This is a genomic window from Streptomyces sp. NPDC007157 (assembly GCF_040634235.1).
Taxonomy (GTDB): domain Bacteria; phylum Actinomycetota; class Actinomycetes; order Streptomycetales; family Streptomycetaceae; genus Streptomyces.
The window spans coordinates 1-14442 of the sequence record NZ_JBEYFE010000025.1 but is presented as its reverse complement, the minus strand read 5'-3'; the positions used below and the strand labels follow the sequence as shown (position 1 = coordinate 14442).

Annotated in this window: 11 protein-coding genes; 6 read left to right on the top strand and 5 right to left on the bottom strand. The window is 70.5% G+C overall.

The window, feature by feature from the left end:
• Positions 1–51: 51 nt before the first annotated feature.
• Positions 52–1173, bottom strand: a complete 1122-nt coding sequence (gene sfnG / locus ABZ642_RS35055; protein ID WP_360491704.1) for a dimethylsulfone monooxygenase SfnG — start codon at positions 1171–1173, stop codon at positions 52–54.
• Positions 1174–1314: 141 nt separating this feature from the next.
• Entirely contained in the window at positions 1315–1392 is a 78-nt protein-coding gene (locus tag ABZ642_RS35050; RefSeq protein WP_350786652.1) for a putative leader peptide, read from the bottom strand.
• Between the two features lie 143 nt (positions 1393–1535).
• Between ABZ642_RS35050 and ABZ642_RS35045 the strand changes: the two genes are divergently transcribed.
• The 5 genes from ABZ642_RS35045 (at position 1536) to mgtA (ending at position 10093) form a co-directional block, all read left to right on the top strand.
• Positions 1536–2456, top strand: a complete 921-nt coding sequence (locus ABZ642_RS35045; protein WP_360491701.1) for a LysR family transcriptional regulator — start codon at positions 1536–1538, stop codon at positions 2454–2456.
• 1018 nt (positions 2457–3474) lie between these two features.
• The gene (locus tag ABZ642_RS35040) at positions 3475–4293 is read left to right on the top strand and encodes a GAF and ANTAR domain-containing protein (RefSeq protein ID WP_360491698.1); all 819 of its coding nucleotides are present in this window, start codon (positions 3475–3477) and stop codon (positions 4291–4293) included.
• Between the two features lie 31 nt (positions 4294–4324).
• Positions 4325–5050 (top strand): GAF and ANTAR domain-containing protein, encoded by a 726-nt coding sequence (locus ABZ642_RS35035; RefSeq protein WP_360491695.1) that lies wholly within the window; start codon positions 4325–4327, stop codon positions 5048–5050.
• A 25-nt stretch (positions 5051–5075) separates the two neighbouring features.
• On the top strand, positions 5076–7484 hold the full coding sequence (locus tag ABZ642_RS35030; RefSeq protein WP_360491692.1) for a phosphoketolase family protein: 2409 nt from the start codon (positions 5076–5078) through the stop codon (positions 7482–7484).
• Positions 7481–10093, top strand: coding sequence for a magnesium-translocating P-type ATPase (mgtA, locus tag ABZ642_RS35025; RefSeq protein ID WP_360491689.1), 2613 nt, complete (start codon positions 7481–7483; stop codon positions 10091–10093). Before ABZ642_RS35030 ends, mgtA begins: the two co-directional genes overlap by 4 nt.
• Positions 10094–10253: 160 nt before the next feature.
• Here the strand turns inward: mgtA and ABZ642_RS35020 are convergent, their stop codons facing one another.
• The 3 genes from ABZ642_RS35020 to ABZ642_RS35010 form a co-directional block, all read right to left on the bottom strand.
• Complete coding sequence (locus ABZ642_RS35020; RefSeq protein WP_360491686.1) at positions 10254–11234, bottom strand: SPFH domain-containing protein; 981 nt, start codon at positions 11232–11234, stop codon at positions 10254–10256.
• Positions 11235–11376: 142 nt separating this feature from the next.
• Positions 11377–11862: a DUF5994 family protein gene (locus ABZ642_RS35015; protein ID WP_360491683.1), complete on the bottom strand. Its 486-nt coding sequence runs from the start codon at positions 11860–11862 to the stop codon at positions 11377–11379.
• Between the two features lie 85 nt (positions 11863–11947).
• Positions 11948–12208 (bottom strand): hypothetical protein, encoded by a 261-nt coding sequence (locus ABZ642_RS35010; RefSeq protein WP_360491680.1) that lies wholly within the window; start codon positions 12206–12208, stop codon positions 11948–11950.
• A gap of 828 nt (positions 12209–13036) precedes the next feature.
• Between ABZ642_RS35010 and ABZ642_RS35005 the strand changes: the two genes are divergently transcribed.
• Complete coding sequence (locus ABZ642_RS35005; RefSeq protein WP_360491677.1) at positions 13037–14254, top strand: ice-binding family protein; 1218 nt, start codon at positions 13037–13039, stop codon at positions 14252–14254.
• Positions 14255–14442 lie beyond the last annotated feature (188 nt).

Genomic DNA, 14442 nt, shown 5'->3' with positions numbered 1-14442 from the left:
CTTTCTGGGAGCCCGGGTGCCCGTACGGGACGGGCGCCCGGCGGGGGACGGTCAGGCGTGGGCCGGAGCGGGCTCGGGCGCGCGGTCCGGGAGCCCGGCCTCCAGTTCGCGGACCAGGGGCAGCACGCGCTTGCCGAAGTACTCGACCTCCTCGTGGTAGTGCAGGAAGCCAAGCAGAAAGAGGTCCACGCCGAGCTGCTTGTAGGCGACGACGCGCTCGGCGATCTGCTCGGGGGTGCCGATCAGCCCGGTGCGGAAACCGTCGTTGTACTGGACGAGGTCCTCGAAGGTGGAGTCCTGCCACATGCCCTTGCCGTCCGCGCTGGACCGGCCGGCCTGTTTCACGGCCGCTCCGAACCCCTCGACGGCCTCGCTGTCGGCCTTGGCGATGATCTCGCGGAGCGTGTCGCGGGCCTCGGCCTCGGTGTCGCGGGCGATGAGGAAGCCGTTGAGACCGAACCTCGGTGGCGTACGGCCGGCTTCGGCGGCGGACTTGCGGACGTCGTTGATCTGCTCGGTCACCCCGTCGAAGTCCTTGCCGTTGGAGAAGTACCAGTCGGAGACGCGACCGGCCATGGCACGCGCGGCGGTGGAGTTGCCGCCCTGGAAGATCTCGGGGTGCGGGCGCTCGGGGGTGTTGAGCGGCTTGGGCTTGAGGGAGAAGTCCCGCAACCGGTAGAAGTCGCCGGCGAGTTCGGTGTGGTCCTCGGTCCAGATCTGGCGCAGGGCGCGGATGAACTCCTCGGCCCGGCGGTAGCGTTCGTCGTGCTCCAGCCATGGTTCGCCGAGTGCGGTGAACTCCCCCTTGAACCAGCCCGACACGACGTTCACGGCGAACCGGCCGTTGGAGAGGTGATCGGCGGTGGCACCGAACTTGGCGAGCACGCCTGGATGCCACAGCCCGGGGTGGACGGCGGCGATCACCTTCAGGCGCTCGGTGGCGAGCAGCAGCGCGAGGCTGAAGCCGGTCGACTCGTGCTGGTACTCGGCGCCATAACTGGCCATGTAGCGCACCTGGCTGAGCGCGTACTCGAAGCCGTTGTTCTCGGCGAGCACGGCGAGTTCTCGGTTGTAGTCGTATCCCCAGTCGGTGCGCTGCTCGATGTTGCTGGTGACGAGTCCTCCGCTGACATTGGGGACCCAGTAGGCGAATTTCAAGGGCGCGGCGGGCATGCGGAACTCCTGTTGCGAGTTTTTCGGGCACGCCGGAATTCAAAGGGCGCACCATGCGATCAATGAGATCGACGCACGGGCACGGTGAATTTCAGGCGGGAGGCAGAGGAAGGGCGGGCGCGGCGGATCGTGGGCCGGTGATCAGGCCGCGGCGCAACAGGAGGCGCTGGAGACGCGCGCGAGGTCGACGTGGCGTCGCCGCGTGAGGTCCAGTCGCATCTTCATGCCGTCGATGGTGGCAGTCGGCGCCGAGAGCCGTCAAGGAAAACCCGACCGGTCTCGTATCGCGGACCATTGGATTTCACGAACGTGTGACAGGGAAAACCTTGAACACGCGCCGAACGGCGACGCATTCTGCCGGGGTGCGGACCGAACAGCTGGAATACATAGCGGCCGTGACCCGGCTCGGCTCACTGCGCCGGGCGGCCGACGAACTGCGCCTGTCGCAGCCCGCGCTGAGCGAGACCGTCCGGAACCTGGAACGGGAGCTGGGTGTCGACCTGCTGGAGCGCAAGCGCACCGGGGCGACCATGAGCGCGGCCGGACAGGAGCTGTTGCCGCGCATCGTCGAGGTGCTGGAGGCGGTGGACCGGCTGCGGGTGGCGGCGGGCGAGCAGCACCGCATCAGCCGTATGGTGCGCGTCGGCACGGTCAACGCGGCGACCGTGCCCCTGCTCATCCCGGTGCTGCGGGACTTCCGGGCCACGCATCCGGTCACCCAGGTCGAGGTGGTGGGCGCGCAGCAGACGGAGATCCACCGGGGCCTCGCCGAGGGCGGTTTCGACCTGGGACTGGTGAACCACCTCGACGGCGACGACGTACCCGCCGGCTTCGAGGCCACCGAGCTGCTGCGCGGCCGGCCGGTGGTGTGCGTACGGCCGGACAGCCCGCTCGCCGGCCGGGCCGAGGTGTCGGTCGACGACCTGCTCACCGTGGAGCTGATCGCCATGCGCACGGGCTATGTGATGCACCGCTATGTGCACCGGCTGCTGGCGGACCGTACCCCCGTCTTCTCGTACTCGACCGACGGTGCCGAGATGGGGAAGCTGATGGTCGCGGAGGGGCTCGGGGCGACGGTGCTGCCGGACTTCAGTGTGGTCGGGGACCCGCTGGAGCGCGCCGGGACGATCGTGTGCCGGCCGCTGGCCGGGGACACCACCGAGGTGGTGCTGACGCTCCAGCGCCGACGGGCCGAGGCGGTGCCGCAGGCGGCGCGGGATCTGCTGGAGACGTTCGTGCACCGGGCCCGCGAGCTGGGCGGAACGGTCGCGCAGCAGCCCTGAGCGAAGTGACGGCAGGTCCGGACCGATATCCACACACGGGAACAGGGCGCCGGGAGGCTGCCCGGTTCAGGCGCCCTGCCCGGACCCTCTGCCCAGACCCTCTGTCCGGACCAGCCGTCAAAATCGGCTCGCCCCCGGATTCCTCCCACGCCTCTCCGCAGCCGCCCGGTTGTCGGGTTCCGGCCCGTTCGGACCCACCGCGGCGAAGGGCCGGGGACTATGCTGGTGAACGGACGCCCAGGACCCCGGTGGACGCACGGCCTGCTGACCACGATGCCACGGGAGCGGATTCTCGTCCGGACCCGTCGCATCTTCGAGGAGATCCCTGTCGGGCACCGAGCCTCGGAGCACGGAACCCCGACCTGGTGACCCACCCGCGTCCTCGCCCGCCCCGACCTCGGTCGCACCCCGCCGGATACGAAGCCCGGCGCCTCGCGGGCGGTGCCCGGTAGCGGTCCCGAGGACACCTGAACGGCTGGAACAGAGGTGTCATGCCTTACTCTGCGGCTGTCCATCCGCCGGCAGGGCTCGCGTCCGCTAGCGCCGCTCTCGTCCCCTCCGGCGGGCGGGGGCGCCATGATCACCCCTCCGGCCCGCGGCCAGCCGTGCGGCGGAGGAGGTTGCGAGCGACCCGCCGTGGCAGCGATGTGCCCGCGCCGGCCCAGCCACCGGCAGGCCGCCTGTTCCCGCGGGGATCTCGCGGGTCCGTCGCGGAGTTTCGCGCAGCGGCGTTCGGCGAGGATGCTCGTGAGCCGAGCCCGGAAGTCCGTCCAGGACGTCTCGTCGGCGCCGTACGGCAGTCCGGCTTCCCCGTGGTGATCGCACAGACCGCGGCCCTGGCGGGCTGCGGGTTCGGACCTTCCCCGGGGTGGCGGCACCGGTGGCTCCCCCACGCGGCCCCAGCCCCCCGTGTCGTAGGCGATGACGACTTCGGGTGGCCGGGATTCGACGGAGCGCTTCCGCCCGCCGTCGGCCGGATCACCGGCGCCGGCGCTCCCCCTTCGATCCGGTGGTCACCGTGATCCCCGGCAGCCGGTCGGCGCGGATCCAGGCTCTCGTGGCCGAGCAGGCGGCCCTGCGCGGCGCCCGGGTCGGCCTCCTCGACGTGTGTACGGCGGCGGTGACGGCGCTGCCGGTCGGCGGGGCCGGGGTGTCCGCGATGTCCCGCGGGCGGGCGAGTCATCCGCTGTGCAGCACCAACTCCGTCAGCCGGCAGTTGGAAGAGCTCCAGCTCACACTGGGCGAGGGGCCGTGTGTGGATGCCTTTGTCCTCGGCTCCTCGGTCCTGTGCACCGACTTGTTGGCCGGTGAACTCCAGCGGCACTGGGCGGTGTTCGCCGACGCGGCCCTGGAAGCCGGAGCCAGGGCGGTCTTCGCCTTCCCCCTGCAGATCGGGGCCATCAGCCCCGGCGTACTCGACCTGTACTCCAGCACCTCGGTCGAGCTGGACGCGGACGAGGTGGCCGACGCGATGGCCTTCGCCGACACCGCCACGTTGCTTCTGCTCGACGCCGGGATCAGCGAGACGGGTGTCCCGTCCGACACCGGCGCGTCCGGCACCGACGTGGCCGGCACGGACCGGCCGGACGCCGCACCCTGCGACGACCTGGGCGGCTACCGGGCCGAGATCGACCAGGCCACCGGCATCGTCATGGTCCAGCTCGGCGTCGGCGTCGAGGAAGCGTTCATCCGGCTGCGCGCCCACGCTTACGCCCGGGGGATACGGATCTCGGTGGTCGCCGCCGACGTGGTCGCCCACCGGCTCAGCTTCCCCCGGGAGGCGCCACCGTCCGACTTGAGACCGCCGGATGCGCGGCCGCCCGACGAGGAGCCCTGATGCTCACGCCCCACAAACAGAGGTGTGCACGATGAAGGAACAGCTGATGGCCCGGACGTTCGTCGAGCTGGCGGACAGTCTCGTCGCCGACTTCGACCTCATGGACTTCCTGCGTCTGCTCACCGACCGCTGCGTCGATCTGCTCGACGCGAGTGCGGCGGGCGTCCTGCTCGCCGACCGCGACGGAGTGCTGCGCGTCATGGCCGCCTCCGACGAGCGGGTGCGCCTCCTCGAACTCTTCCAGCTCCAGAACCACGAAGGCCCGTGTCTGGACTGCTTCCACACCGGGATCACCGTTTCCGTTCCCGACCTGCGCGACGAAGCCGCGCGCTGGCCCCTGTTCACCGCCCAGGCCCGGCGCAGCGGCTTCACCTCCGTCCAGGCGCTGCCCATGCGCCTGCGCGACGAGGTCGTCGGCGCCCTCAACCTCTTCCACACCACCCCGGGGCCCATCAGCCCCGCCGCCACCCCCTTCGCACAGGCCCTCGCCGACGTCGCCACCATCAGCCTGCTGCAACAGCGCACCACCGAGCGCAGCACCCTCCTCAACGAACAGCTGCAGACGGCCCTCACCAGCCGCGTGCTGATCGAACAGGCCAAGGGAAAACTCGCCGAGCGCCGCCACACGGACATGGAGCAGGCCTTCACGACGCTGCGCGCCTACGCCCGCGCCCACAACCGCCGCTTGGCGGATGTCGCCCGCGCCTTCATCGACGAAACCGAGCACCTCCCCGGTCTCAGTCCTGAAAATTCCTGATCAGCTCCTGCGAGAAGGGTTCGTCATGCCACTCGGCCCCACTGCCGGGACCTCCCTCGACACTCCGAGCACCCCCGACCACCTCGACGAGGAGGAGCTCAGCGCTCTGGACGCCCACTGGCGGGCGGCGAACTACCTGGCCGTCGGGCAGATCTACCTCATGTCCAACCCTCTGCTGACCGAGCCGTTGGCGCCTGAGCATGTCAAGCCGCGGCTGTTGGGTCACTGGGGCACCTCACCGGGCCTGAACCTGGTCCACACCCACCTCAACAGGGTCGTCAAGGCGAGGAACCTGGACGCGATCTGTGTCTGGGGGCCAGGGCACGGCGGGCCGGCCGTGGTGGCGAACTCCTGGCTGGAGGGCACCTATACCGAGACGTACCCGGACATCACGCGGGACGCGGCAGGCATGACTCGCCTCTTCCGGCAGTTCTCCTTCCCGGGCGGCATCCCCAGTCATGTCGCACCCGAGACCCCCGGATCGATCCACGAGGGCGGCGAGCTGGGTTACTCCCTCTCGCACGCCTATGGGGCCGCGTTCGACAATCCGGGGCTCCTGGTGGCCTGCGTGATCGGCGACGGTGAGGCCGAGACGGGCCCGCTGGCCGCCTCCTGGCACTCGAACAAGTTCCTCGACGCGGTACGGGACGGCGCCGTCCTGCCGATCCTGCACCTCAACGGCTACAAGATCGCCAACCCGACGGTCCTGGCCCGGATACCGGAGCCCGAACTCGACTCCCTGCTCAGGGGATACGGCCACGAGCCCCTCCACGTGACCGGGGACGACCCGCACGCCGTCCACCAGGCGATGGCCCACGCCATGGACGAGGCCCTGAACCGTATCGCCGCCTTCCAGCACGCCGCCCGCACGGAGGGCACCGCCGAACGCCCGCGCTGGCCGGTGATCGTACTGCGCACGCCCAAGGGCTGGACCGGACCCGCCGAGGTCGACGGCCTCCCGGTGGAGGGCACCTGGCGAGCACACCAGGTGCCGCTGCCGGCCGTACGCGAGAACCCGGACCATCTACGGCAGTTGGAGCGATGGCTGCGCTCCTACCGGCCCGAGGAGCTCTTCGACGAGCACGGACGCCCCCGGGAGCAGGTCCTGGCCTGCGTCCCCGACGGCGCGCACCGCCTGGGCGCCAACCCGCACAGCAACGGCGGCCTGCTGCTGCGCGACCTGCCCCTGCCGCCCCTGGAGCGGTTCGCCGTCCCGGTCGACAAGCCCGGCACGACGGCGCACGAGCCGACCCGCGTCCTCGGCGACCTGCTGGCGCAGGTGATGGCCGACACAGGCGAGCGGCGCGACTTCCGACTGGTCGGCCCGGACGAGACGGCCTCCAACCGCCTGCAGGCCGTGTACGAGGCGAGCGGCAAGGCGTGGGAGGCCCAAGTCCTGCCCACGGACGAGCACTTGGAGCGCGGCGGCCGGGTGGTGGAGATCCTCTCCGAACACACCTGTCAGGGCTGGCTGGAGGGCTATCTCCTCACCGGCCGGCACGGCCTGTTCTCCTGTTACGAGGCCTTCGTCCACATCGTCGACTCCATGGCGAACCAGCACATCAAGTGGCTGCGCGTCGCCCGCCGGCTCCCCTGGCGCCGCCCGATCGCCTCCCTCAACTACCTGCTCACGTCGCATGTCTGGCGCCAGGACAACAACGGCTTCTCGCACCAGGACCCTGGTTTCGTCGACCACGTACTCAACAAGTCGCCGGAGGTCGTGCGGGTCTACTACCCCCCGGACGCCAACACCCTGCTGTCCGTGGCGGATCACGTGCTGCGCAGCCGCGACTACGTCAACGTCGTCGTCGCGGGCAAGCAGCCCTGCTTCGACTGGCTCGGCCTCGACGCCGCCCGGGCGCACTGCGCCCGCGGCGCCGGGATCTGGGACTGGGCCGGCACCGAGTCCGAGCCCGGCGAGCCCGACGTGGTGCTCGCCTGCGCGGGCGACGTACCCACCCTCGAAGTGCTGGCCGCGGCCTCGCTGCTCCGCCGCCATCTGCCGGACCTCTCGGTACGGGTGGTCAACGTCGTCGACATCGCCCGTCTGCTGCCCGCGGAGGAACACCCCCACGGCATGCCCGACAGTGAGTACGACGCCATGTTCACCCCTGACAAGCCCGTCGTCTTCGCCTACCACGGCTATCCGTGGCTGATCCACCGGCTCGCCTACCGCCGCGCCAACCACCCGCACCTGCATGTGCGCGGCTACAAGGAGGAGGGCACCACCACGACCCCGTTCGACATGGTCGTACGCAACGACCTCGACCGGTACCGGCTGGTCATGGACGTCATCGACCGGGTGCCCGGTCTCGCGGTCCGGGCAGCGGCGCTGCGGCAGACGATGGCCGACGTCCGTTACCGCCATCACGACTGGATCCGCGCCCATGGGACGGACCTGCCCGAGGTCGCCGAATGGACCTGGAGTCAATGACCACCCCCACGGCAGAGCTGCGGGTGGGGGACGCCGCCGCCGAAGACGCGAAGGCCGTGCTGGCCACGCTCGCGAGCAGCCCCGACGGCCTGTCGGGCGGCGACACGGGTGAGGCGGCCGAACGGCTCGCGGCCGTCGGGCCGAACGCCGTACGCACGCACCACGTCCGCGTCCTGGCGGTCCTCGGGCGGCAGCTGCGCAGCGCCCTGCTGATCCTCCTGGCGGTGACGGCCGGGGTCTCGTACTTCTTCGGCGAGCGGACCGGCGCGATCATCATCGGGGGGATCCTGGTGCTGAGCGTGGCACTGGGATTCGTCAACGAGTACCGGGCGGAGAAGGCGGCACAGGCCCTGCACTCGCGGGTGCGGCACACGGCCGTCGTGGTCCGGGACGGCGCGGCCGCCGAGGTCGACGTGACCGAGCTGGTGCCGGGCGATGTCGTCCGTCTGACGCTTGGGCAGGTGGTGCCCGCGGACCTGCGCCTGCTGGAGTGCACCGCGTTCGCCTGCGACGAGAGCGTCCTCACCGGGGAGTCCGCCCCCGCCGACAAGGACCCGGAGCCGGTCGCCGCGGGGGCGGCGCCGGCCGAGCTGACCTCCTGCGCGCTGATGGGGACGGTGGTGCACGGGGGCAGCGCGACCGGAGTGGTCGTCGCCACCGGGGGCCGTGCCGAGTTCGGGCGGATCGCGCTGGGGCTGGGAGAACGGCAGCCGGAGACCGACTTCCAGGCGGGGCTGCGCCGCTTCTCCATGCTGCTCCTCAAGGTCGCCGCCGCCCTCACCACCGGCATCTTCGTCATCAACCTCCTGCTCCACCGCCCGCTGCTCGACGCCCTGCTCTTCTCGCTGGCCATCGCGGTGGGCATCACCCCGCAGCTGCTGCCCGCCGTGGTGAGCACGAGCCTGGCCACCGGCTCACGGCAGCTGGCGCGGCGCAAGGTCCTCGTCAAACGGCTGGTGTGCATCGAGGACCTGGGCGACATGGACGTCCTGGTCACCGACAAGACCGGCACGCTCACCGAGGGCCGCATCCGTTTCGAGGCGGCCCTCGACCCGGCCGGTACACCCTCCGACACGGTGCTGAAGCTGGGCCTGCTGGCCACCGAGGGCGACCTCGACCAGGTGGGCGGGAACGCGCTGGACGTCGCGCTGTGGCAGGCCACGGATACACCCCCGGCCGGACACCACCGGCTCGCGCTGCTGCCCTTCGACCACGACCGGCAGCTGGGCTCCGCGCTCGTCGAGCGTCCGGACGGCAGCCGCCTGCTCGTCGCCAAGGGCGCTCCCGAAGCGGTCCTGGCCCGCTGCGGTGACGTACCGGAGGCCGCCGCGGCGGTGCTCCAGGAACACTTCGCGGCCGGCAGCCGGGTGGTCGCCGTGGCCACCCGGGACACGGGCGGGCAGACGTCCCTCACGGCCGCCGACGAGTACCGGCTGCGTCTGGCCGGCTTTCTGGTCTTCCTCGACCCGCCCAAGACCGGTGCCGCCGCCTCACTGCGCCGCCTCGCCGACCTCGGCATCACCGTCAAGATCTGTACGGGCGACAACGCGCTCGTCGCCCAGAAGGTCTGCGCCGACCTCGGCCTGCCGCCCGGCCGCGCCCTGACCGGCCAGGACATCGGGGAGCTGGACGACGACCAGCTGACCAGGGCGGCCGAGACCACCACCGTCTTCGCCCGCGTCTCACCCCAGGACAAGGCCCGAGTCGTGCGGGCGCTGCGGCGCCGGGGCCGGGACATCGGGTTCCTGGGCGACGGGGTGAACGACGCGCTGGCCCTGCACGCCGCCGACGTGGGGCTGTCCGTGGACACCGCGACCGACGTGGCCAAGGACGCGGCCGACGTCCTGCTCCTGGAGAAGGACCTCGGGGTTCTCGCCGACGGGGTCACCGAGGGCCGCCGGATCTTCGCCAACACCATCAAGTACGTCCTGATGGGCACCTCCAGCAACTTCGGCAACATGTTCAGCGCGGCCGGAGCCTCCCTGGTGCTGTCCTTCCTGCCGATGCTGCCCTCGCAGATCCTGCTCAACAACCTCCTCTACGACGCGGGGCAGTTGACCATCCCCACCGACCACGTCGATCCGGAGCAACTGCGCGCGCCCTCGCACTGGGACATCGCCTTCATCCGTCGCTTCATGCTCTTCTTCGGGCCCGTCAGCTCCGTCTTCGACTTCCTCACCTTCGCGGTCATGATCGAGATCTTCCACGCCGGCGCCGATCTGTTCCGCTCCGGCTGGTTCGTGGAATCCCTCGCCACGCAGGCGCTGGTCGTCTTCGCCATCCGTACCCGCCGGGTGCCGTTCTACCGCAGCCGGCCCAGCCGCCCCCTGCTGGTCAGCGCCCTGGGTGTCGTCGCCGTCGGTGTCGCGCTGCCGATGTCCCCGCTCGCGGGACCGCTCGGTTTCCGGTCCCTGCCGCTCGGGCTCGTCCTCGTCCTGGCCCTGATGGTCGTGCTCTACCTGGTGCTGATCGAGGGCGCCAAGCACGTCTTCTACGCCCGCGCCGACGCGCGGGCCGCGCTTCCACCGGTCCGCCACCGCACTCTCCGGCATCGCGTCCAACGGCGGGCCGGCCGCTTCAGCCACCCCGGACCGCTGCAACCCCAGTGACACGCTGTCACCGGGGCCGGCAGCGGCACCGCACCGCTCCGCACCGCACCGCACCGCACCGCACCGCACCGCACCGCACCGCACCGCACCGCACCGCACCGCACCGCACCGCACCGCACCGCACCGAGACGATCACGTCACCCCGGACGGCCGGGAACGGTCAACCGCTCAGGGATTCCTCGGCGTCCCGCCGCGTCGGCCAGTTGTCCCGCTGCTCCCGGGCCACCTCCGCACGGCTGCCGACCCGCTCTCCGGGCAGGGAGACCGACCGCGCGAGGGCCGGTGCGGGGATGGCCGGCTCCGGGATCACGGCCCCTGCGGAGATCGCGGCGTGCCGGTCGCTCCGGCGCACGAGCCGTCCGTCGGACTCGTCGTCGCTGTCCCTGCTCTGATGCTCGAAGAAGCGGAGCATCTCCACGGGGAACGGCATCACAAGGGTGCTGTTCTTCTCCGCGGAGACGTCCACGACGGTTTGCAACAGGCGCAGTTGGAGTGCTCCGGGGGTGTCGGCCATGGTCGCGGCGGCGTCGCTCAGCCGCTGGGACGCCTGGAACTCTCCGTCGGCGGCGATGACCCGGGCCCGGCGTTCCCGCTCGGCCTCGGCCTGCTTCGACATCGAGCGCATCATCGACTCCGGAAGGGCGATGTCCTTGATCTCGACGCGCTCGATGCGCAGCCCCCATGGCTCCTCGGTGGGGGCGTCCATCACCTTCTTGAGTTCCGCGTTGATGTGGTCACGGTCGGAGAGCAGCGTGTCCAGGTCGGCCCTGCCGATCACCGAGCGGAGCGACGTCTGGGCGATCTGGGAGACGGCGGCAGGATAGTTGCGCACGTTCACCAGGGCCTTGACCGGGTCGATGACCTTGAAGTAGACGACCGCGTCGACGGTGAGCGTCACGTTGTCGGCGGTGATGGACCCCTGCGGCGGGATACCCAGCACCTCGGTCTGCACGGACACCTTCCGCATCCGGTCCCCGATCGGCCGGATGACACGCAGGCCCGGCCCGCGGATGTCCGGCAGCAGCCGCCCGAAGCGGAACACCACGCCCTTCTCGTACTGCTGGACGTTGCGCAGGCTCAGGGCGAGCAGGACCAGCCCGGCCACGGCGAACACCACCAGCACGGTGATCAGAACACCCATGGTTCTCACGTTCCTTGACGTCGATGACGGTCCCGGACCCGAGCGGTCCGGGAAGCACACGGCACGGGAGGACCCCGGCCTGTTGTCTGAGGTGCGGCCGGGGTCTCGGGCTGCCGTTGAGGCTCTGGTGCGTCGGCCCGGCTCAGCCGGGAGAACTCTGCAGTGCGTCGGTCCGGTCGGCCCGGGTGATGCCGGTGGCGGCCAGAATCCGCTCGGCCGAGACGCCGTTGTCATCCTGTGCGGCCATGTCCATCGCCGCGTGCGCGGGACCGGGACCGGTCCCCGGCGGGATCACCAAGAACAGGAAGTGGTCCTGGTCTCCACGGGTGACGATCATGGTGTTGTCCCGCACGGCGGACCAGTCGATGCGGACCATGCGCCCGTCGACGAACAGATGGCCCGGGGTCTCGTCCCAGTCGCTCGCGTCGAGGCCCACACGGGCGATGGGGCCCAGGCGGGCCGTCAGCGTGGTGAGGAGAGCCGGCAGCTGGCCCCTGAGGTCGCGGGTCCGCGGCCACCACGCGCCGTCGAACGTCCCCGCGCGCTTGGTCGTCTGCAACCGCAGTTCCGGGGTGCGGGGAAGCACCGGCTCGCCGCTGGTGTCCGCAAGGAGCCTGACGGTGTTCATGGCGACTCCGTTCCCTCACTTACGGGTGCGCCGGCCCTTCCTCGGCCGGCTGCGGCCGTGGTGGCCACCAGGGTTCCCACGGCTCTCACCTCGCCGTCGGCGGAACGTACACGACCGGGATCTGCGGGCGTGCTGCCGGATCGCGGACTTCTTGGTCTTCTTCGGAGTCCCAGGCCGCCTGCCCCGCCGGGTCGGCCTCCGACACTGTGCGCAGGCGCGCCGCCTCCACCATCAGCCGGTCCACGTGCGAGGTACGCAGGCGGTCTCTGCCGACGGCCATCAGCCGGAGTGGCTTGGAGGAGGGTGTACTTCCGGGGATCGGCGTGGGGTAAACGGTCGCAGTCATGACGCGAACCCTGCTCCGGGCCGACCGAACCGGCCCGGCGTGGTCAAATCGCCGAAAGTGACGTCGGCATGGAAGCCGGTGCACGAAATACCCTCGGTAACACCAGCGTACTCCGTCGACGGTCCGAGCGGACTGACGCGCTCTGGCCTGTGGCCATGGTGGAACCGGTCTGTGCGGAGGGCCGGACACTTTCACGCGAAATCCCAGAACAAGGCCTGGGCTGCACCAGCGAGGAGCGCTTCCACGTGCGCGAGTCCTGGGAGCGCTCCTGAGCCTGCCGGGTCGGGCGGCACCCCAGGTGGCGCAGCGCCGGCCGCACGCAAAGCCTTCATGGCTCCCCGCGGTACTCCTTCCGCTCCGCCCATGACGACTCTCCTCCGGAGAGAATCGCGGATCTGCTCATTTACTCAACACGCCGGTGAGGCGTCGGGGGTCGAATGAGGGCGGTATGGACCCAGGGGTCACGGAAGCGTGAATTCCTTTGCCACCCGGACTGACCTGGTAGGCGGCGTCACCGATTCACCCGTCTCGACCAAGCAGGCACGACCATTCAGCCTATTCGAAATTTTCTGAGTATTTACTATCGGCTCGTCAGGTTCGATGAAGCCACTCACATAAGTCGTCAGTTGGAGCATGCTCCTGCGTAATATTCCAGCGCCAGAGACAGGCGATTCCGTGTGACCGAGAACCGCCAAATATGTCTCCATCCCCCTCACAGGAGCCGGCCCTTCGATGACGCTCAATGTCCCTGTCGCGCCTCTGCGGCGCACTTTGTCGGTATGGACCGCCGCGGTACTCGCCGTGGTGACCTCCGCTGTCGTAGTCGCTGTGTCGCCGACCCAGGCAAGTGCCCTCGCCACGTTTGTAGATCTGGGCAGGGCGGACAGCTTCGCGGTACTGGCCGGTTCGGCAACCACCAACACCGGCCCCTCGGTGATCACCGGGGATGTCGGAGTGTCCCCGGGAACGTCCATCAGCGGATACGGGCCGCCCGCCGTGGTGAACGGAACCCAGCACTCTGCGGACACTGTGGCTCAGGACGCCCAGACCGACCTGATCACGGCGTACGACGACGCTGCCGGGCAGCCCTCCGACGGGGCGCTTCCCCCGGACGCCGGTGGCCTGACGCTGGATCCGGGCGTCTACACAGCCTCCACCACTCTCGGGCTCACCGGCACCCTCACTCTGGATGCCCACGGGGACCCCAACGCCGTCTGGGTGTTCCAGATCGGTTCGGGTCTGACGACGGCGTCCAGCAGCCGTGTATCCCTCATCAACGGCGCCTCGCCGTGCAACGTGTTCTGGAAGGTGGGTAGTTCGGCCACTCTTGGCACCAGCACCGCCTTCGAGGGCAACATCCTGGCGATGACCTCGATCACTGCCACCACGAGCGCGACCATCGAGGGACGGGCGCTGGCCCGTAACGGTGCCGTGACGCTGGACACCAACACAATCACCCGCCCGCAGTGTGCGACTGGCACCACGGGTAGCACCACGACGGCCGGCACCACCGGCGCGACGACTGCCGGCACCACCGGGGCCACCACCACCGGCACCACCGGCGCCACCACCACCGGCACCACCGGCGACACAACGGCCGGCACCACCGGCGACACAACGGCCGGCACCACCGGCGCAACGACCACCGGCACCACCGGGGCCACCACCACCGGCACCACCGGCGCCACCACCACCGGCACCACCGGCGACACAACGGCCGGCACCACCGGCACGACGACCTCCGGCACCACCGGCACGACGACCTCCGGCACCACCGGTGCCACCACCACCGGCACCACCGGTGCGACGACCACCGGCACCACCGGTGCGACGACCTCCGGCACCACCGGCGCCACCACCACCGGCACCACCGGTGCGACGACCTCCGGCACCACCGGGGCCACCACCACCGGCACCACCGGCGCCACCACCTCCGGCACCACCGGTGGGAACGGCCATGGCTGCAAACCCGAACACAACGGGTACGGCGACGAGTACGGCGACAAGCCCGGCCAGGACGACGGCTACGGCTGTGACCCTGCCTAGCATGCGCGACCCACTCCAGCGGGGTGACTGCTCGCAGGCAGCCACCCACGTACGCGAGTAGGACGGGTGGCGTGCGGCGCGGATCGTCATCGGTTCCGCCGCACGCCGCAGGCGAAAGCTCAGGAGAACCAGGTGAGAGAAGTCGGGACGGAAGGACCGGACAGGGCCGTGCGGGGTGGCATCGCGTC

Excerpts from the sequence above, each read along its gene's own strand:
- mgtA (WP_360491689.1), top strand. The coding sequence starts at position 7,481 with ATGACCACCCCCACGGCAGAGCTGCGGGTGGGGGACGCCGCCGCCGAA.
- sfnG (WP_360491704.1), bottom strand. The coding sequence starts at position 1,173 with ATGCCCGCCGCGCCCTTGAAATTCGCCTACTGGGTCCCCAATGTCAGC.
- ABZ642_RS35015 (WP_360491683.1), bottom strand. The coding sequence starts at position 11,862 with ATGAACACCGTCAGGCTCCTTGCGGACACCAGCGGCGAGCCGGTGCTT.
- ABZ642_RS35030 (WP_360491692.1), top strand. The coding sequence starts at position 5,076 with ATGCCACTCGGCCCCACTGCCGGGACCTCCCTCGACACTCCGAGCACC.
- ABZ642_RS35050 (WP_350786652.1), bottom strand. The coding sequence starts at position 1,392 with ATGCGACTGGACCTCACGCGGCGACGCCACGTCGACCTCGCGCGCGTC.
- ABZ642_RS35010 (WP_360491680.1), bottom strand. The coding sequence starts at position 12,208 with ATGACTGCGACCGTTTACCCCACGCCGATCCCCGGAAGTACACCCTCC.
- ABZ642_RS35035 (WP_360491695.1), top strand. The coding sequence starts at position 4,325 with ATGAAGGAACAGCTGATGGCCCGGACGTTCGTCGAGCTGGCGGACAGT.
- ABZ642_RS35020 (WP_360491686.1), bottom strand. The coding sequence starts at position 11,234 with ATGGGTGTTCTGATCACCGTGCTGGTGGTGTTCGCCGTGGCCGGGCTG.